Annotated in this window: 18 protein-coding genes; 9 read left to right on the top strand and 9 right to left on the bottom strand. The window is 69.1% G+C overall.

All coding sequences use genetic code 11. The annotated features are described in order from the left end of the window. Positions 1-24 precede the first annotated feature (24 nt). Positions 25-486, bottom strand: coding sequence for a succinate dehydrogenase hydrophobic membrane anchor subunit (locus QE428_RS01670; protein ID WP_018188785.1), 462 nt, complete (start codon positions 484-486; stop codon positions 25-27). Further along, positions 486-920, bottom strand: coding sequence for a succinate dehydrogenase, cytochrome b556 subunit (gene sdhC / locus QE428_RS01665; RefSeq protein WP_133400247.1), 435 nt, complete (start codon positions 918-920; stop codon positions 486-488). Before sdhC ends, QE428_RS01670 begins: the two co-directional genes overlap by 1 nt. A 230-nt stretch (positions 921-1,150) precedes the next feature. On the opposite strand from sdhC, the gene QE428_RS01660 reads away from it, so the two are divergent. The 9 genes from QE428_RS01660 to QE428_RS01620 all read left to right on the top strand — a co-directional run bounded on the left by QE428_RS01660 (position 1,151) and on the right by QE428_RS01620 (position 11,717). After that, positions 1,151-2,263, top strand: coding sequence for a mannose-1-phosphate guanylyltransferase (locus QE428_RS01660; RefSeq protein WP_091356056.1), 1,113 nt, complete (start codon positions 1,151-1,153; stop codon positions 2,261-2,263). A gap of 171 nt (positions 2,264-2,434) precedes the next feature. After that, positions 2,435-3,559: a BMP family protein gene (locus QE428_RS01655; protein ID WP_307462432.1), complete on the top strand. Its 1,125-nt coding sequence runs from the start codon at positions 2,435-2,437 to the stop codon at positions 3,557-3,559. Between the two features lie 111 nt (positions 3,560-3,670). Then, complete coding sequence (locus QE428_RS01650) at positions 3,671-5,185, top strand: ABC transporter ATP-binding protein (RefSeq protein ID WP_307462430.1); 1,515 nt, start codon at positions 3,671-3,673, stop codon at positions 5,183-5,185. After that, positions 5,182-6,492, top strand: coding sequence for an ABC transporter permease (locus QE428_RS01645; RefSeq protein ID WP_307462427.1), 1,311 nt, complete (start codon positions 5,182-5,184; stop codon positions 6,490-6,492). Before QE428_RS01650 ends, QE428_RS01645 begins: the two co-directional genes overlap by 4 nt. After that, positions 6,489-7,775 (top strand): ABC transporter permease, encoded by a 1,287-nt coding sequence (locus tag QE428_RS01640; RefSeq protein ID WP_091356042.1) that lies wholly within the window; start codon positions 6,489-6,491, stop codon positions 7,773-7,775. Before QE428_RS01645 ends, QE428_RS01640 begins: the two co-directional genes overlap by 4 nt. 23 nt (positions 7,776-7,798) lie before the next feature. Next, positions 7,799-8,224 (top strand): cytidine deaminase, encoded by a 426-nt coding sequence (locus tag QE428_RS01635; protein WP_307470594.1) that lies wholly within the window; start codon positions 7,799-7,801, stop codon positions 8,222-8,224. After that, positions 8,221-9,513 (top strand): thymidine phosphorylase, encoded by a 1,293-nt coding sequence (locus tag QE428_RS01630; RefSeq protein WP_133400244.1) that lies wholly within the window; start codon positions 8,221-8,223, stop codon positions 9,511-9,513. The genes QE428_RS01635 and QE428_RS01630 overlap by 4 nt, the downstream gene beginning before the upstream one ends. A gap of 23 nt (positions 9,514-9,536) precedes the next feature. After that, a complete protein-coding gene (locus QE428_RS01625; RefSeq protein WP_091356035.1) occupies positions 9,537-10,652 on the top strand; it encodes an adenosine deaminase in 1,116 nt (371 codons plus the stop codon). 156 nt (positions 10,653-10,808) lie between these two features. Beyond that, on the top strand, positions 10,809-11,717 hold the full coding sequence (locus QE428_RS01620; protein ID WP_307462423.1) for a hypothetical protein: 909 nt from the start codon (positions 10,809-10,811) through the stop codon (positions 11,715-11,717). A 70-nt stretch (positions 11,718-11,787) separates the two neighbouring features. Here the strand turns inward: QE428_RS01620 and QE428_RS01615 are convergent, their stop codons facing one another. The 7 genes from QE428_RS01615 to QE428_RS01585 form a co-directional block, all read right to left on the bottom strand. After that, positions 11,788-12,546 carry an alpha/beta hydrolase gene (locus tag QE428_RS01615; protein WP_307462420.1) on the bottom strand — a complete coding sequence of 253 codons (759 nt, stop codon included), beginning with the start codon at positions 12,544-12,546 and terminating at the stop codon, positions 11,788-11,790. Further along, entirely contained in the window at positions 12,543-13,706 is a 1,164-nt protein-coding gene (locus tag QE428_RS01610; protein ID WP_307462418.1) for a mannitol-1-phosphate 5-dehydrogenase, read from the bottom strand. The genes QE428_RS01615 and QE428_RS01610 overlap by 4 nt, the downstream gene beginning before the upstream one ends. Next, positions 13,703-14,143, bottom strand: a complete 441-nt coding sequence (locus tag QE428_RS01605) for a PTS sugar transporter subunit IIA (protein WP_091356022.1) — start codon at positions 14,141-14,143, stop codon at positions 13,703-13,705. The genes QE428_RS01610 and QE428_RS01605 overlap by 4 nt, the downstream gene beginning before the upstream one ends. Before the next feature lie 79 nt (positions 14,144-14,222). Continuing rightward, entirely contained in the window at positions 14,223-15,803 is a 1,581-nt protein-coding gene (locus tag QE428_RS01600) for a PTS mannitol transporter subunit IICB (RefSeq protein ID WP_307462415.1), read from the bottom strand. Between the two features lie 2 nt (positions 15,804-15,805). Then, positions 15,806-17,476, bottom strand: coding sequence for a phosphoenolpyruvate--protein phosphotransferase (ptsP, locus tag QE428_RS01595; RefSeq protein ID WP_307462413.1), 1,671 nt, complete (start codon positions 17,474-17,476; stop codon positions 15,806-15,808). Between the two features lie 7 nt (positions 17,477-17,483). Further along, positions 17,484-17,759, bottom strand: coding sequence for an HPr family phosphocarrier protein (locus tag QE428_RS01590; protein WP_091356012.1), 276 nt, complete (start codon positions 17,757-17,759; stop codon positions 17,484-17,486). After that, on the bottom strand, positions 17,756-18,085 hold the full coding sequence (locus QE428_RS01585; protein WP_307462410.1) for a PTS sugar transporter subunit IIB: 330 nt from the start codon (positions 18,083-18,085) through the stop codon (positions 17,756-17,758). The genes QE428_RS01590 and QE428_RS01585 overlap by 4 nt, the downstream gene beginning before the upstream one ends. Positions 18,086-18,170 lie beyond the last annotated feature (85 nt).

The raw sequence follows: 18,170 nt of genomic DNA, 5'->3' as shown, positions 1-18,170 counted from the left end.
CGTTTGCGTGCCGGGCGAGCCGGCTCAGCCCTGTGCCTTGCAGACCTCGGCCAGAACGCTGCCGTCGAGGTTGGGGATGCAGGGGTCGAAGGTGAAGACGACGAGGGTGCCGAGGAGGATCATGAAGCCGGCCACCACCCACAGGCTGGTGACGAGGACCCGGCGGACCTTCGCGTTGGTGACGTAGTCGTTGACGATCGTGCGCATGCCGTTCGTGCCGTGGATGAACGCCAGCCACAGCATGAGGACGTCCCACCACTGCCAGAACGGCGTGGCGAACTTGCCTGCGACGAAGGCGAAGTCCAGGCCCGAGATGCCCTCACCGAGCATGAGGTTCACGAAGAGGTGGCCGAAGATGAGGACGAGCAGGAGCACGCCCGAGACGCGCATGAAGACCCAACCCCACTTCTCGAGGTTGGGGCCCTTCTTGCGGACGGCGGCCTTGCCCTGCGGGGTGCGCGGAGCGGCGAGGGTGTCGGCGGTCATCAGTGCTCGCCTCCCATGTGCGAGAAGACGTTCGGAAGGTGGCGCGCCGCGAAGCCGACGAGGGTGACGGCCCAGACGGCCAGCACACCCCACCACAGCTGACGCTGGTGGCGTGTGGCCCACGGCCAGAGGTCCACCGCGATGATGCGGAGGCCGTTGAAGGCGTGGTAGACGATCGCGCCGACCAGGGCGACTTCGCCGATGCCCATGATCGGGTTCTTGTACGTGCCGATGACCGCGTTGTACGCATCGGGCGAGACCCGGATGAGCGCCGTGTCGAGGACGTGCACGAGCAGGAAGAAGAAGATGGCGATGCCGGTGATGCGGTGAAGGACCCACGACCACATGCCCTCGTTGCCGCGGTACAGCGTGCCGCGCGGGGTCTTGGACGTGGTCTCAGCGATCGACGGCGTGACGCGTGCTGGTGCAGACACGGTCGTCCTCCCTTGAGTGAGATGGATCGCGCGCGTGCGGCGAGATCGCGGCATCCCGGGGAATGTCGCCCATCGTCGCAAGCGGGCGCACCGACCATCCTAAGCGGCGTCGAAGGAGGCGGGCGAGGAAGGCGAGCCTTAGATCGCACGGTGCTCGGGGCGACAGGGCCGACTGCGACCGTCATCGGAGCGGAATGAGGGCGTCACGGTCGGCCGGTAGGGTTCGGGGCATGGTCGAACACATCGAGGATTTCTACGCCGTCATCCCCGCCGGCGGTGTCGGATCGCGCCTCTGGCCGCTCTCCCGGGCCGATGCCCCGAAGTTCCTCCACGACCTGACGGGTTCCGGGCACTCCCTGCTGCGCGACACCTGGAACCGGCTCGAGCCGCTGACAGGCCCCGATCGGATCGCCGTGGTCACCGGTCGCGCACACCGGGCGGCCGTCGAGGGGCAGCTTCCCGGCATCCCGGACAAGAACGTCATCCTCGAATCGGAGCCGCGCGACTCGGCCGCCGCGATCGGTCTCGCCGCGGCGATCCTGCACCGTCGGCATCCGGATGTCGTCATCGGTTCCTTCGCGGCGGACCACGTCATCCGCGGCTCGCGCGTCTTCGAGTTCGCGGTGCGCGACGCGGTCGCGGTGGCCCGCGAGGGGTACATCTGCACGATCGGCATCGCACCGTCGGAGCCCGCGATCGGGTTCGGCTACATCAAGCGCGGCGGTGAGCTGATCGTCGAGGGCGCGCGGGATGCCTCCCTCGTGGAGCGGTTCGTCGAGAAGCCCGACCTCGAGACCGCGAAGTCCTACGTCGCGGATCGCTCGTATCTCTGGAACGCCGGCATGTTCATCTCGCGGGCGGACGTGCTGCTCGCCGAGATCGAAGCCAACAACCCGACCCTGCATGCGGGGCTCATGGAGCTCGCCGAGGCATGGGACGACCGGGACCGCCGGGGTCCTGCCGTCGACCGCATCTGGCCGACCCTCGAGAAGATCGCCATCGACTACGTCGTCGCCGAGCCCGCCGCGGAGAAGGGCAAGCTCGCCGTCGTGCCCGGGCACTTCGACTGGGACGACGTCGGAGACTTCGCGAGCCTCGCCAAACTCAACTCCGCCGGTCGCAGCGACCTCGCGATCCTCGGTCAGAACGCCCGCGTGCTCTCCGATGCGGCGAGCGGGATCGTGGTCTCGCAGACCAGCCGGGTGATCAGCATCATCGGCGTGCGCGACATCGTCGTGGTCGACACCGACGACGCGCTGCTCGTCACGACGGCGGAACATGCACAGCGCGTGAAGAGCGTGGTCGACGCCTTGAAGGTGACCGGCCGCGGCGACGTCCTCTGACCGCCCTCGGGTGGGTTTCTTGGGCAGGATGCCGCTCCTGTGACAGGTTCATTGCGGCTTTGTAACCATTCGGCCTCACGCGCTCATCAGGGTGCCCGGTCGTCGTCACAGTAGGTAACTTCGGTTGCGCACACCCGCGAAGTCCGCGGGTTCTCTTCCGTGGAGGCACTCTTGACCATCTCGAACCCGAAGAAGCTCGCCGGCATCGCCGGTGCCGCGCTTCTCATCGCCGCGCTGGCCGGTTGCGGTACCGCCCCCGAGGCCAACCCGTCGTCGTCCGCCGGCGCCGGTGCCGGCGACGTCGTCGACGGCTTCAAGCCCTGCCTGATCTCCGACGCCGGTGGCTGGAACGACAAGTCGTTCAACGAGTCGGCCAAGAACGGCATGGACAAGGCCGCCGACGAACTCGGCGTGGACCCCATCGAGTTCGAGTCGACCAACGACAACGACTACGAGCCCAACATGACGACGGCGATTTCCGAGGGCTGCACCCTCATCGTCTCGGTCGGGTTCAAGCTCGCCGCCGCGACGGTCGAGGCGGCCAAGGCCAACCCCGACCTGCAGTTCGCGATCATCGACGACTACGCGGACACCGACCAGGACGGCAAGACCGACGCCCCCAACATCAAGCCCCTCGTGTTCAACACGGCCGAGGCCGCGTACCTCGGCGGCTACGCCGCCGCGGCGTGGTCCGCGGAGGCCGGCGTCAACAAGGTCGGCACCTTCGGCGGCATCCAGATCCCGTCCGTCGCGGTCTTCATGGACGGCTACGCGCTCGGCGTCGAGAAGTACAACGAGGACAAGGGTGCGGACGTCCAGCTCTTCGGCTGGGACGTCGCAGGCCAGAAGGGCGCCTTCACCGGCGGCTTCGACGCCAACGACACCGCGAAGCAGACGGCGCAGTCCGTCCTCGACCAGGGCGTCGACGTCATCCTCCCCGTCGGCGGCCCCATCTACAAGAGCGCCGCGGCCGCCATCACCGACAGCGGTGACGACACCCTCATGCTCGGCGTCGACACCGACCTCGCCGTCGCCGACACGAGCGTGACCGACGTCACGCTGGTCTCGATCATGAAGGCCATCGACGTGGCCGTCTACGACACCACGGTCGCCGCCTCCACCGGCGAGTTCGACGCCGCGCCGTACATCGGCACGCTGGAGAACGAGGGCGTCAAGCTCTCGAGCTTCCACGACTTCGAGTCGAAGCTGCCCGCCGGTCTGACCGACGAGCTCGCCGCCCTCCAGAAGGCGATCGTCGCGGGCGACATCACGGTGGAGTCGAAGAACTCGCCGTGATCTGAACGACACACACTCGGGGCGGGCGGCGTGCAGCTGCCCGCCCCGAGTGCCGTTCACTCCACATTCGTTGGCGGGTGCTTCCTGACACCCGCCGGATAGGGTTCTCGTATGAAGCTCGAGCTCCGCGGAATCACCAAGAGATTCGGCAGCCTCGTCGCCAACGATCACATCGACCTCGTGGTCGAGCCGGGGGAGATCCACGCTCTCCTCGGTGAGAACGGCGCCGGCAAATCCACACTCATGAACGTCCTGTACGGCCTCTACCGTGCAGATGAAGGCCAGATCCTCCTGGACGACGTCGTCCAGAACTTCCGGGGCCCCGGCGATGCGATGGCCGCCGGGATCGGCATGGTGCATCAGCACTTCATGCTCATCCCCGTCTTCACCGTCGCCGAGAACGTCATGCTCGGACACGAGAAGACGAAGGGTCTCGGACGGCTCGACCTGGCCCAGGCCCGCGACCACGTCCGCGCCGTCGCGGACCGCTTCGGTTTCCAGATCGACCCCGACGCCCTCGTCGGCGACCTCCCCGTCGGTGTCCAGCAGCGGGTCGAGATCATCAAGGCGCTCTCGCGCGATGCGAAGGTCCTCGTCTTCGACGAGCCGACCGCCGTCCTCACGCCGCAGGAGACCGATGAGCTCATGGGCATCATGCGCCAGCTGCGCGACGAAGGCACCTCCATCGTCTTCATCACCCACAAGCTCCGCGAAGTCCGCGAGGTCGCGGACCGCATCACGGTCGTTCGCCTCGGCAAGATCGTCGGCACGGCGTCGCCCACGGCGACGAACGCCGAGCTGGCCTCTCTGATGGTCGGTCGCGCGGTCGAGCTCACCGTGCAGAAGGAGCCTGCGAGCGTCCGCGAGGGCGGCCTCGAGGTGCGCGACCTCCGCGTCCTCGCTCCCGGAGGCAGCATCGTCGTCGACGACGTCTCGTTCGACGTCCGCCCGGGAGAGATCCTGGCCGTCGCCGGCGTGCAGGGCAACGGTCAGACCGAACTGGTCGAGGCGATCGTCGGCCTCGCAGCACGCACCGAGGGCTCGATCCGCCTCGACGGCACCGAACTGGTGGGCAAGAGCGTCCGCAGCATCCTCGATGCCGGGGTCGGTTTCGTTCCCGAAGACCGCAAGGAGGACGGCCTGGTCGGCGGCTTCTCCGTCGCCGAGAACCTGATCCTCGACCGGTCGACCGACCCGGCGTTCTCGCGCGGAGGTACCATCCGTCGCGCTGAGCTCGACGCGTTCGCCCGCGCCCGCATCGAGGAGTACGACATCCGTACGCGCGGACCGGAGACCCCCGCAGGCACCCTCTCGGGCGGCAACCAGCAAAAGGTCGTCATCGCTCGCGAGATGAGCCGCGACCTCAAGCTGTTCGTCGCCGCGCAGCCCACGCGCGGCGTCGACGTCGGTTCCATCGAATTCATCCACAAGCGCATCGTCGAGACCCGGGATGCCGGCATCCCCGTCATCGTCGTCTCGACCGAACTCGACGAGGTCACCGCCCTCGCCGACCGCATCGCGGTCATGTACCGAGGCCGCGTCGTCGGCATCGTTCCCGGGGACACACCCCGCGACACCCTCGGCCTGATGATGGCCGGCGCAACCGACCCGGAGGTGGCTGCATGAGCGGCACCACGCCCGGCGCCGCCGACGCGGCGCACCCCGCCACCCAGTTGCCGACGGCCAGCGGTCCGATGACGGGGGAGAAGGAGCCGAAGGAGACGTCCCGGACGGACGTCTTCTTCCGCGAGCTCATGCGCGGCAGCGCGGTGACCACGATCCTCGCCGTCGTCCTGGCGCTGATCGTCGGCGGCATCCTCATCGCCGTGACGAACGAGGACGTCGAGGAGGCCAGCGGATACTTCTTCGCGCGCCCCACCGACACCATCGTCGCCGCATGGAACGCCATCTACAACGGCTACGAAGCCTTGTTCCGCGGCGCCGTCTTCAACCCGCGCGTCACCGACTTCGCCGCGCAGATCCGGCCGTTGACGAACTCGCTCGGATTCGCAGCCCCCCTGATTGCCGCGGGCCTCGGCGTCGCGCTCGCGTTCCGCGTGGGCCTGTTCAACATCGGTGCACGCGGCCAGATGCTCGTCGGTGCGCTCTTCGCCGGTTTCTTCGCCTTCAACCTGGATCTGCCCCTGCTGGTCCACCTGCCGATCACGTTGCTCGCCGGCATCCTCGGCGGAGCGATCTGGGGCGGGCTCGTCGGCCTGCTGAAAGCACGCACCGGCGCGCACGAGGTGATCCTCACGATCATGCTCAACTACGTCGCCTACTACCTGCTGCTGTGGATGCTGCGCACCCCGGGCCTCCTGCAGGCGGAGGGGACCAACCAGCCGCAGTCGCAGCCGACTCCCGCGAGCGCGCAGTTCCCGGACCTCCTCGGCCCGATGTTCCCGCAGCTGGACTGGGGTTTCGTCATCGTCGTCATCGCGACCCTGTTCGTCTGGTGGCTCATCGAGCGCTCCAGCCTGGGCCTGCGCATGCGCGCCGTGGGTGAGAACCCTCACGCCGCACGCGCGGGTGGCATCAACGTCGAGCGCATCTACGTCTACGCCATGGTCTTCGCCGGCGGCCTCGCAGGCCTCGCGGCGATGAACCAGATCCAGGGCAACGTGACGACCGGCTTCGCCGCGACCATCGACGCCGGTATCGGCTTCGATGCGATCACCGTCGCACTCCTCGGGCGCAGCCGCGCGTGGGGGACCTTCGCCGCCGGCATCCTGTTCGGCGCCCTCAAGGCGGGGTCGTTCTCGATGCAGGCGCAGGGCATCCCGGTCGACATCGTGCTCGTCGTCCAGTCGCTCGTCGTCCTTTTCATCGCGGCTCCGCCGCTGCTGCGCGCCGTGTTCTTCCTGCCCAAGACCGAGATCGAGAAGGCGGACAAGGCGCGAGCCAAGGCCGCGAAGAAGGCGGTGTCGGCATGAGCGCTCCTGCTCCCGCACTCGAATCCGACGGCACGATCCAGCTGGACGTCGTCAAAGAACGGCACATCAAGGTGCCCCTCGTGTTCGGCGTCGTCGTCGTCCTCATGGCACTGCTGTTCCTGCTGGTGCCGCGCGGCGTCACCACGACGTTCCGACTCGGCGACGCGACGTCCTCCATCGCGGTCCCCGACCTCGCTGTTCCCACGGGCGCGACGAGCTGGGTGATGGTCGTCATCCTGGTGGCGCTCGCCGCCCTCGCCGGGTGGAACGCCTGGAACTACCGCCGGACGCCCCTCTGGCTTACCACGGCCTTCGCCGTGATCGCTGTCGTGGCATTCATCGTGTGGGCGGCCGCCGGGGGGATCTTCCCCGTCACGAGCCTGCTGTTCGGTGCCGTCTCGCTGTCGGTCCCGCTCGTGTTCGGCGCGTTGGGCGGTGTCATCGGTGAACGCGTCGGTGTCGTCAACGTCGCCATCGAGGGGCAGCTGCTCCTCGGCGCGTTCTCGGCGGCCCTCCTGTCGAGCATCACCGGGAACCCCTTCGTCGGCCTGTTCGGCGCGATGATCGGTGGCGTCCTCGTCTCGTTCGTCCTGGCGGCGTTCGCCATCAAGTACCTCGTCGACCAGGTGATCGTCGGTGTCGTCCTCAACGTCCTGGTCACGGGCCTGACCGGCTTCCTGTACGGGGCGCTGCTCGTCCCGAACGAGGACACGCTCAACCAGCCCGAGCGCTTCGGTCGCATCGAGATCCCGCTGCTGAGCGAGATCCCGATCATCGGTCCGGTCCTGTTCAACCAGACCTTCATCGTGTACCTCATGTACATCACCGTCGCCGTCGTCTCGTGGGGTCTGTACCGCACGCGCTGGGGCCTGCGCCTCAGGGCCGTCGGCGAGCACCCGCAGGCCGCCGACACCGTGGGCATCAAGGTCAACATGACGCGGTTCTGGAACGTCTCGCTCGCCGGTGCGATCGCCGGCATCGGCGGCGCGTACTTCACGCTCGTGTCGGTGCCGCAGTTCGGCAAGGAGATGACCGCAGGACTCGGCTTCATCGCTCTCGCGGCCGTCATCTTCGGACGCTGGGACCCGATCCGCGCGACACTCGCGGCGCTCCTGTTCGGCTTCGCGACGAACCTGCAGAACCAGCTCACCGTGCTGGACACCCCCATCCCCAGCGAATTCATGCTCATGCTGCCGTACGTCGTGACGATTCTCGCGGTCGCAGGTTTCGCCGGCCAGATCCGCGGGCCCGCGGCAGCGGGCAAGCCCTACATCAAGGGCTGACACGGGATGCCGCGACCCGCGGCATCCGCTCATCTACAGAGGAAGAAGTCGTGACCGACATCGATTGGGACGAGCTGCGTTCGGCAGCCGTCGAGGCCATGGAGAACGCGTACGCGCCGTACTCCCGTTACCGAGTGGGCGCCGCTGCGCTCGTGAGCGACGGGCGGATCGTGACCGGCTGCAATGTCGAGAACGCGTCCTATGGCGTCGGCCTGTGCGCCGAGTGCGGGCTGGTCGGGAATCTCCACATGACCGGCGGCGGGGAGCTCGTCGCCTTCGTCTGCGTCAACAACGACGGCGAGACGATCATGCCGTGCGGACGCTGCCGGCAGCTGCTCAACGAGTTCGCGATCCCCGGGATGCTGCTCGAGACCGTCTCGGGCATCCGCACGATCGACGAGGTCCTCCCGGATGCCTTCGGTCCCCGCGACCTGGAGGCCGCCCGATGAGCGCGGTCGAGGCGTTCGACGCCGTCGACGTCATCCGCACCAAGCGCGACGGGGGAGCCGTCCCCGAGGACGCGCTCCGCTGGATGATCGACGCCTACACGCGGGAGTACGTCGCCGACTCGCAGATGGCCGCGTTCGCGATGGCCGTGCTCCTGAACGGCATGAGCCGCGACGAGATCCGCGTCATGACCGACGCGATGATCGCGTCGGGGGAGCGGATGAGCTTCGCCGGTCTCGGCAAGCCGACCGTCGACAAGCACTCCACCGGCGGCGTGGGCGACAAGATCACGCTGCCGCTCGCGCCACTCGTCGCCGCGTTCGGTGTCGCCGTGCCGCAGCTCTCGGGCCGCGGCCTGGGCCACACCGGTGGCACGCTCGACAAGCTCGAGGCCATCCCCGGGTGGCGCGCAGCCCTCAGCAACGACGAGATGGTGGCGCAGATGCGCGACGTCGGCGCCGTCATCTGCGCTGCGGGGTCGGGCCTCGCCCCGGCCGACAAGCGGCTCTACGCCCTCCGCGACGTCACGGGCACGGTCGAGGCGATCCCGCTCATCGCGTCGAGCATCATGTCGAAGAAGATCGCCGAGGGAACCGACTCGCTCGTCCTCGACGTGAAGTTCGGCTCCGGCGCCTTCATGCAGGACGTCGACAAGGCCCGCGAACTCGCCCGCACGATGGTCGCCCTCGGCACGGACTCGGGCGTCGCGACCACGGCGCTGCTGACCGACATGAACACGCCCCTCGGTCTCGCCATCGGCAACGCCAACGAGGTTCGCGAGTCCGTCGAGGTGCTCGCCGGCGGCGGCCCCGCCGACGTCGTCGAGCTCACCGTCGCCCTCGCGCGCGAGATGCTCGCTCTCGCCGGCCAGCCCGACGCCGACGTGGAGGCCGCCCTGAAGGACGGCCGCGCCATGGACTCGTGGCGCCGGATGATCCGCGCTCAGGACGGCGACCCGGATGCCGCGATGCCGGCGCCCCGCGAGACCCACACCGTCACCGCGACGGAGTCCGGCGTCGTCACGCGGCTCGAAGCCCTCCCGTTCGGGATCGCGGCCTGGCGCCTCGGCGCCGGACGCGCCCGCGCGCAGGACCCCGTCATCCACGCCGCCGGCATCGACCTGCACGTGAAGCCGGGCGACACGGTCACCGCCGGACAGCCGCTGTTCACCCTGCTCGCCGACGATGACAAGCGCTTCGGGCGCGCCGCCGAGGCGCTCGAGGGTGCCTGGGAGATCGGTGCGGAAGCCCCGGCATCCACCCCGCTCGTCCTCGAGCGCATCACCGCCTGAAACCCTCACGACAGGACTGCACAATGGCCATCGATCAGCACGGTGACGCGAACCTCGAGGGCGTCTCGATCCGCTCTCTCCCCAAGGTGTCGCTGCACGACCACCTCGACGGCGCCCTGCGCCCGCAGACGATCATCGAGCTCGCCGATGAGGCGGGTGTCGAGGTCCCCGAGACCGCGGCCGACGACCTCGCCGACTGGTTCGAGGACCAGTCGGATTCGGGCTCGCTCGTCGAGTACCTGAAGACGTTCGACCTGACCATCGCGGTCATGCAGACCCGCGACGGACTGCGCCGCGTCGCGAAGGAGTTCGTCGAGGACCTCGCGGCCGACGGCGTCATCTACGGCGAGGTGCGCTGGGCTCCGGAGCAGCACCTGGGCGGCGGCCTCAGCCTCGACGAGGTCGTAGAGGCCGTGCAGGAGGGCATCGAGGAGGGTGAGGACTCGGTCGAGGGATCGGGCCGCGACATCCGCGTCGGCCAGCTCATCAGCGCGATGCGTCACACCGACCGGTCGCTCGAGATCGCCGAGCTCGCCGTCCGTCACCGCGGACGGGGCGCCGTCGGGTTCGACATCGCCGGTCCCGAGGCTGGCTTCCCGCCGTCGAACCTGCGTCCGGCGTTCGACTACCTCGCCTCCGCCTTCTTCCCCGCCACGGTGCACGCCGGAGAGGCCGCCGGTCTCGACTCGATCCGCTCCGCGCTGGTCGACGGGCGCGCGCTGCGCCTCGGACACGGTGTGCGCATCGCCGAGGACCTCGACGTCGTCGAGCAGAAGGGCGAGGAGGTGCAGGTGCGCTTCGGCGACCTGGCCCGCTGGGTGCGGGACCGCGAGATCCCCCTGGAGCTCTCGCCGTCGTCGAACCTTCAGACCGGTGCGATCGCGGCGTGGGGCACGCAGCTCGAGGACCACCCCTTCGACCTGCTGTACCAGCTCGGCTTCGCCGTCACCGTGAACGTCGACAACCGCACCATGAGCCGCACGTCGCTCACGCGTGAGCTGAAGCTCCTCGCGGACGCGTTCGAGTACACGCTCGACGACCTCGAGGCGTTCCAGCTGAACGCTGCCGCGGCCGCCTTCCTCACGATCGAGGAGCGCGAGGAGCTCATCGAGCTCATCGGTGAGGGCTTCTCGGCCTGACGACTTGTCGAGGTCCCGATCGGGCCGGGTATGGCGCGCTCATACCCGGCCCGATCGGGACTTCGGTCTTCCTCCCCAGGGCCGCCGCCGCGAGCGCCGTCCCCGAGGGGCGGGCAGGCGTGATTGCGAGCGGATGCCGTCGGTCACGCTTCCCGGATGCGACGACCGCGACCTCTCCCCGAACACCTGCAGGACCGCGCGTTCGCGGTCCGGGATGCGCGCGCGGCGGGCGTCTCCGCCGGCCGGCTCGATGCGGATGACCTCGCCATCCCGTTTCCCGGCGTCCGTGTCCCGGCCGGGGGAGACGTCGACTCGCTGTCGGCGCGGGCGACGCACTTCGCGCAGCGCATGCGGCCAGGGCAATTCTTCAGCCACAGCACGGCCCTTGCCCTCTACGGAGTCCCCATGCCGTCCGATCGCCGCTCGCATCTGCTCCACGTCGCGGCGCATCGGCCTGATCGCGAGCCGCGCGTCGCGGGCGTCGTCGGTCATCGCCTCGGTCAGCGCGCACCCGACATCCGCGTCGTCGGCGGGCTGCGCGTCGAGCATCCGGTGAAGGCGTGGCGTCATGTCGCATCGTGGTGGGGTCATACCGAGCTCGTCGTCGCCGGGGACTTCCTCGTCGGACGACGGGGGTTGCTCACCCTCGACGATCTGACACGCGAGGTGGTCACGGGATCAGGCCGCGGACAGGCAGCGCTCGAGTCGGCGCTGGCTGACGTCCGTGTCGGAGCCGAGTCGCCGACCGAGACCCGGCTGAGGCTCGTCCTGTGTGCCGCAGGGATGCCGGAGCCGCTCCTCAACCCCGTGATCACCGCGCCGGACGGGCGGTTCGTCGCCCGCCTCGACCTCGCCTACGCACCATGGCGGGTCGCAGTGGAGTACGACGGGCGCCAGCATGCGGAGGACCGTGCGCAGTTCGAGCGCGATGCGGACAGGTGGAACGACATCCGCGAGCAGGGGTGGGTACTCGTCCGCATCCTCCGGCACCATCTGCAGGGAGACGGGCGGGCCGCGGTGCGCATGGTCGCGAGCGCGCTCGAGCGGGCGGGGTGGGCGCCGTGACGCACGAGGTCCCCATCCGGCCGGGAAACCAGGGCGGATACCCGGCCGAAGTGGGACCTCGTAGCGCAGGTCAGAGGCGGGAGAGGAGGTCCGCGACGGATGCCGTGATCTCGGCCGTCATGTCGGTGTCATCGATCGTGGGGGTGCCGTCACCGGCCTGGGGGCCGTAGTCGCCGAAGGAGGCGTGCGAGGCGCCGGGGATCTCGACGAACTCGGCGTCGGCGGGCAGCATTCCGCGGGAGTCCAGGATCTTCTCGGGCGTCGACAGCCCGTCTTCCGAACCCGAGATGCTCAGCACCGGCAGCCCGGAGTCGGCGAGGTCGTTCGCGCAGTACGAGGCGAACAGCACCAGGCCGTCCGCGTCCGGCGCGAGCTGGCACGCGCGCACACCGCCGAGGGAGTGCCCGCCGACGAGCCAGGTGTCGACGTCGGGTGCGACATCGGTGAACGTCGACAACGGACGGGGGTCGAAGAAGGCGAGGTTCAGCCACGGGCGGGTGATGACGACTGTCATCCCGTCCTCGGCGACGAGCCCCGAGAGCTTCGCCTCGTACGCCTCGACGTCGACCTTCGCGCCGGGGATGAAGACGAGCCCGACGGTGCTCTCCCCGGAGGCCGGCGACATCACCACGTTGCCACCGGTGTCGGACACGGCGACCCGGTCGTCCTCGCGCACCGAGGCGAGTGGGCCGGCCTCAGCGCCCATGACGCCGACCTGGCTCCAGATCACGATGCCGACAATCCCGGCGACGAGCAGCCCCGCCACGGACAGCAGCACGATCGAGACGATGCGCCGTGCCCGGGAGCGGGGCCGCTTCGACGCGCTCACGCGCTGTAGACGCCGAGGTCGGTCTGCCGCTGGGCGACCTGCTCCTGCACGCGTGCGAACAGGGGGTGGGCGGGCTCGAGACCGGTGACGGATGCCGTGAAGGCTGCGGCATCCTCCGTCCTGATGCGCTCCTGCAACTCGACGGCCTGCGGGTCTGCAGCGTCCTCGAACCGAAGCGCGGCGGAGATCGCGGCGATGAGCCCGTCGACGCCGAGACCACGCTCGGCAGCGGCGGAGGCGGGTCCGACGAAGCGCTCGTGGCGCGACAGCTTGCGCAGCGGCTGACGGCCGACGCGCTGCACGGTGTCGGGCAGGGCCTCGTTCGAGAACCGCTCGAGAATCGTCGCGCGGTACTCGGCGAGCTCGGCCGGGTCGAGCCCGTGCGCGGCCGCGAGGAACGCGGAGGTCTCCTCGAGGGCCTGCTCGACCTTGCTCCGGATGCCGGGGTCCGCCAGGGCGTCGGAGATCCGGGTGATCCCCGCGGCGGCACCGAAGTAGGCGGTCGCGGCGTGTCCCGTGTTGACCGTGAAGAGCTTCCGCTCGATGTAGGGGGCCAGGTCGTCGACGAAGTGGGCGCCGGGGATGTTCGGCAGGTCGTCGCCGAACGGGCCGCGCTCGATGGCCCACTCGAAGAACGGCTCGACCGTCACGTCGACGCCTGCGCCCTCGGGCTGGCCGGGGACGATGCGGTCGACGGCGGTGTTGGCGAACACGGCGCGTGTGGAGAGGTCGCCCCACGCATCGCCGGCGAGCTTCTCGATCTCGCCGCGGAGGGTGTCGGTCGCGCCGATCGCGTTCTCGCACGCCATGACCTGCAGCGGCTTCGCGTCGGCGGAGCGACGGGCGAGTCCCTCGAGGATGTGCGGTGCGACGAACGGCAGGATGTTGGGTCCGACGGCGGTCGTCACGACGTCGGCCGAGGCGACCTCGTCGGCCACGGCGTCGGGATCGGCCTGGCTGTTGATCGCCCGGAAGCCGGTGACGGTCTTGTCACCGCCGCCCGGTCCGACCTCGTGAACGGTGTACTCGGATGCCGCGTTGATCGTCTCGACGAGGGTCGGCGCGACGTCCGAGAACACGAGCTCGTAGCCGCCCTCGTGCAGGAGCAGTCCGACGAAGCCGCGCCCGATGTTGCCGGCGCCGAAGTGGACGGCTTTCATGCGTTGTTCACCGTCGCGAGCAGCTGGTAGAGCTCTTCGGGTGTCTGCGCGGCCTTGAGCTTCGCGACTTCGTCGTCCTCGGAGAACAGGAGCGCGATCTGCGACAGGATCTCGAGGTGCTCATCGCCCTTGCCGGCGATGCCGACGACGAACGAGACGTGCTCACCGCCCCAGTCGACACCGCCGTCGTAGCGGACGAACGAGAGCGCCGAGTCGAGGATCGCTTCCTTGGTCTCGTTGGTCCCGTGGGGGATTGCGAGCTCGTTGCCCATGTAGGTCGAGACGGCGACCTCGCGCTGCTGCATCGCGTCGAAGTAGGCGCTGGTGACGGCGCCTGCGGCCTCGAGGATGTCGGCGGCCTCCTTCATGGCCTGTTCCTGGCTGACGGAGCCGGAGTGGATGCGGATCTGGCCGAGGGTGAGGACTTCGCGAGCCATGACGTTCTCCTTCTGAGGGGGTGGAAAAAAGGATGCTGCGGGGTCGGGACCATTGTTCCCGACCCCGCAGCGCTGTGCATCAGGCGTCGCCGCGCTGGCGACGCACCATCTCGACGACCTCGTCGTACTTCGGCGAGTTCATGAAGTTGTCGACCGAGACGTGCATCGAGTCGGGGGTGACTCCGCGTGCACGGTCGGTCAGCTGCTGCTGCGTGATGACCAAGTCGGCCGACGGGTCGAGGTTCGCGATCGCCTTGTTGGTGACCGTGACGCCCTCGACGCCCGCCTTCTTGAACTTGTTGCGGAGCACGCTCGCGCCCATCGCGGACGATCCCATGCCGGCGTCGCACGCGAACACGACGTTCGTGATCTCGCGCTCGGTGACGGCGGTCTCGGCCGGGGTGGATGCTGCGGCTGCGGCATCCGTCGTCGCGGCGGGAGCCGTGGCCGAACCCCGCAGACCCGACAGCGCGTCGGACTTCTTGCCCTTGTTCGCCTCGGTCTTCGAGACCGCGGCGGAGAAGGAATCCGTGCCGAGCTCGGCAGCGGCGAGGTCGCGCTTGCGCGATGCCCGCAGGATGATCGACGCGACGATGAACGTCACCGCGGCGGACAGGATCACCGAGAGGATGACGGCGACGTAGCTGTTGTTTGCGACTTGAGCCATCACCGCGAGGATGCTGCCTGGGGCTGCCGGGGCACGCAGCATGCCGCCGAGAAGCATGTTCGTCGTGACGCCCGTCATACCACCGGCGATGAGGGCGACGATCAGGATCGGCTTCATGAGCGCGTACGGAAAGTAGACCTCGTGAATGCCGCCGAAGAACTGGATGATCGCAGCACCCGGCGCGGACGCGCGAGCAGCGCCGATGCCGAAGAAGGTGAAGGCGAGCAGAAGTCCCACGCCGGGTCCCGGGTTGGCCTCGAGGAGGAAGAGGATCGACCCGCCGCCGTCGCTCGTCGCGGCCTGGTCGAGACCGAGCGGGGTGAGGACGCCGTGGTTGAGCGCGTTGTTGAGGAAGAACACCTTGGCCGGCTCGATGATGATGCTCGTCAGCGGCAGGAGGTTCGTCTCGACGAGCCAGTTGACCGCGGTGCTGAGGACGTTCATGAGGCCGTTGATCAGCCACGCCAGGGGGTAGAACCCCACGATGGCCATGACGAAGCCCCAGATCCCGGCAGAGAACATGTTCACGAGCATCTCGAAGCCAGCGCGAACCTTGCCCTCCCACAGCCGGTCGAGCATCTTCATGGTCCACGCGGCGATCGGCGCCATGATCATGGCGCCGATGAACATGTTTACTTCGCCGAGCTGGTTGTCGGCAGGGAGCGTCGCATTCACCTGAGCGATGAGGAAGTCGGATCCGGCGATGACACCGAACGTCGCGATCGCGCCGACGACGCCTCCGCGGACGGCGTAGACCAGGTGACCGCCGAGGTAGGCGATGAGGATCGGCAGGAGGTAGTGGATGAAGGGGCCGACGATGGTGGCGAGCTGAGCGTTCGGCGTCCACCCCTTCTCGATGAAGAAGGCGGTGAAGATGCCCCACGCGATGAGCGCGGGGATGAGCGGCATGATCATGCCCGAGAGGAACGTGCCGAATCGCTGAACGGCGACGCGCGCTCCTCCCCGGGTCTGTGCCGGGGACGTCGTTGTCATGGTTACTGGTTCTCCTTGTGCTGTGCTGCGGCTTCCTGGGCCGCGGCTCGGGCGGATGCCGCATCGGATGCGGCGAGGGCTGCTTCGGCGATGCGCTTCGCGTCGTCGAGGCTGTGGTGCAAGAGGGTGGCGCGCACGTCTGCGAGCGCCGTCGGTGCCATGGAGAGCGTCGTCGCGCCGAGGCCGACGAGGACGACCGCGAGCAGCGGGTCGGCTGCGGCTTCGCCGCAGATGCCGATCGGCTTGCCGGTGACGCGTCCGCCGTCGCCCGTCGCCTTGACGAGCTGCAGGACGGCGGGATGCCACGGGTCCTGGAACGACGAGACCGAACCCAGCAGCCGATCGGCCGCCAGCGTGTACTGCGTCAGGTCGTTCGTCCCGATCGAAGCGAAGTCGGCGTGGGCGAGGACCTTGTCGGCGAGCAGGGCCGACGAGGGAACCTCGACCATGACGCCGGCGGTCTTGATGCCGTACTCCTTCGCGAGCGTGACGAAGTACTCGGTCTCCTCGACGGTCGACACCATCGGAGCCATGACCCAGAGGTCGGCCTCGGTGGCGGCATCCGCGTTGGCCAGGGCAGTGAGCTGCTCGCGCAGGATGTCCTCGCTGGCGCGGAGGGCGCGGAGGCCGCGGAGGCCGAGGGCCGGGTTCTCCTCGTGTGCGTCGTTCAGGAAGGCAAGCGGCTTGTCGGCGCCGGCATCCAGTGCGCGGACGACGACCTTCTTGCCGGGGAACGCCTGCAGCAGCTCGGTGTACGCCTTCGTCTGCTCCTCGACGGTCGGGGCCTGCGACGAGCTCAGGAAGAGGAACTCGGTGCGGAACAGGCCCACGCCCTCGGCGCCGAGCTCGACGGCCTTCGCGGCGTCCTGCGGTTTGCCGAGGTTCGCGAGCAGCGGCACGGCTGTCCCGTCCGCGAGCGCACCCGGCGTGACGGGTGCGTCCGCCGCGGCGGCGCGGTCGGCCTCGCGGCGCTCGGCCTGCGCGATGTCGTCGTCGGTCGGCTGGGTGGTGACGACGCCGGCTGCGGCATCGACGACGACCGTCTCGCCCTCGGCGAGGTCGGCTGCACCGCGGACGCCGACGACGGCGACGATGGACTTCTCACGGGCGAGGATCGCGGTGTGCGAGGTCGGCCCGCCCTCGGTCGTCACGAGCGCGAGGACCTTGTCGAGGTCGAGGAGCGCGGTGTCGGCGGGAGCGAGGTCCTTGGCGACCAGGACGAAGGGATGCCCCGGGTCGGGGACTCCGGGAGCGGCGACGCCACGGAGGTGCGCGATGACGCGCTGGGCGACGTCGTCGAGGTCGGCGGCGCGCTCGCCGAGGTAGCCGCCCATCGCGGAGAGCGTGTCGCGGAACGACGCGAAGGCGTCGAAGACGGCGAACTCGGCGGTCTTGCCGGCGCCGATGCGGTTCGTGACCTCTTCTTCGAGCGCCGGGTCCTCGGCCATCATGGCCTGCGCCTCGAGCACCTCCTGCGCCGCGCCGCCCGCGGTCTCGCCGCGCTGCTCCAGCTCGCGTGCGACCGCCTCGATCGCGGCGCGGACGCGCGCGGTCTCCTCGTCGGCGCCCCGTGCGCTCTTCTCGTCCTTCGGCGCGGGCAGCGGCTCCGCCATCCGCGCGATGGGGCCGTGGCTCACGCCCAGGCCGATTCCTACTCCTCGAAGCTCAGTCATGTGTCCCTCAGGCGTCGTGGTCGGTGGTCAGAAGTTCGGTGAGGGCGTCGAGCACCTCTTCGGCGTTCGCGCCGTCTGCGGTGAGCGTCACGTAGTCGCCGTTCTCGGCACCCAGCGAGATCACGCTGAGGATGCTGGCAGCGTTGACCGCTCCGCCGGATCCCTTCGAGATCGTGACGGGGATGCCGGCATCCTTCGCGGCCTGCGCGAACATCTTCGCGGGTCGGGCGTGCAGGCCGTTGGAGGAGCCGATCCTCACGGTCCGGCTGGCCGGTGCGCTCATCGCGGGGTCCTTTCACTGCGGTCGGCGGCCATCGCCGCCGTCACCAGGGCGAGCGTGCGGATTCCGTCACGGTCGCCGAAGACGTCCTCCGGCAGCAGCACGGTGCTCGCCTGTCGGGTGGCGGCATCCCGTTCGATGTCGGAGAGGGCGGAGGCGAGGTGCGGACCCACGAGCACCACGTCGCCGGCGTCGGCCTCCGTGGCGACCATGCCGGGCACTCCCGCGCGGACGAACAGGTCCCTACCTTCGCGCTGTGCGGCGTGCCGCAGACGCTGGGCGACGAACGTGCTCGACGCACCGGCGCCGCAGACGACGAGGATCTTCATCGATCCGCCTCCTTGTCTCCTTGTCATTCTCATCCGACTCCCAGGAAGCGACAACCAGCCGTTCTTCCGCGGGGGAGGAAACCGC

Source organism: Microbacterium sp. SORGH_AS_0505 (assembly GCF_030818715.1).
Classification (GTDB): domain Bacteria; phylum Actinomycetota; class Actinomycetes; order Actinomycetales; family Microbacteriaceae; genus Microbacterium.
The sequence above is the reverse complement of the archived record's forward strand: the minus strand, read 5'-3'. Positions and strand labels throughout refer to the sequence as shown.

Coding starts and splice junctions, on each gene's coding strand:
- QE428_RS01645 (WP_307462427.1), top strand. CDS start 5,182: ATGAGCGGCACCACGCCCGGCGCCGCCGACGCGGCGCACCCCGCCACC.
- QE428_RS01585 (WP_307462410.1), bottom strand. CDS start 18,085: ATGAAGATCCTCGTCGTCTGCGGCGCCGGTGCGTCGAGCACGTTCGTC.
- QE428_RS01620 (WP_307462423.1), top strand. CDS start 10,809: ATGCGACGACCGCGACCTCTCCCCGAACACCTGCAGGACCGCGCGTTC.
- QE428_RS01600 (WP_307462415.1), bottom strand. CDS start 15,803: ATGACAACGACGTCCCCGGCACAGACCCGGGGAGGAGCGCGCGTCGCC.
- ptsP (WP_307462413.1), bottom strand. CDS start 17,476: ATGACTGAGCTTCGAGGAGTAGGAATCGGCCTGGGCGTGAGCCACGGC.
- QE428_RS01670 (WP_018188785.1), bottom strand. CDS start 486: ATGACCGCCGACACCCTCGCCGCTCCGCGCACCCCGCAGGGCAAGGCC.
- QE428_RS01590 (WP_091356012.1), bottom strand. CDS start 17,759: ATGAGCGCACCGGCCAGCCGGACCGTGAGGATCGGCTCCTCCAACGGC.
- QE428_RS01625 (WP_091356035.1), top strand. CDS start 9,537: ATGGCCATCGATCAGCACGGTGACGCGAACCTCGAGGGCGTCTCGATC.
- QE428_RS01640 (WP_091356042.1), top strand. CDS start 6,489: ATGAGCGCTCCTGCTCCCGCACTCGAATCCGACGGCACGATCCAGCTG.
- QE428_RS01630 (WP_133400244.1), top strand. CDS start 8,221: ATGAGCGCGGTCGAGGCGTTCGACGCCGTCGACGTCATCCGCACCAAG.
- QE428_RS01660 (WP_091356056.1), top strand. CDS start 1,151: ATGGTCGAACACATCGAGGATTTCTACGCCGTCATCCCCGCCGGCGGT.
- QE428_RS01610 (WP_307462418.1), bottom strand. CDS start 13,706: ATGAAAGCCGTCCACTTCGGCGCCGGCAACATCGGGCGCGGCTTCGTC.
- QE428_RS01650 (WP_307462430.1), top strand. CDS start 3,671: ATGAAGCTCGAGCTCCGCGGAATCACCAAGAGATTCGGCAGCCTCGTC.
- QE428_RS01605 (WP_091356022.1), bottom strand. CDS start 14,143: ATGGCTCGCGAAGTCCTCACCCTCGGCCAGATCCGCATCCACTCCGGC.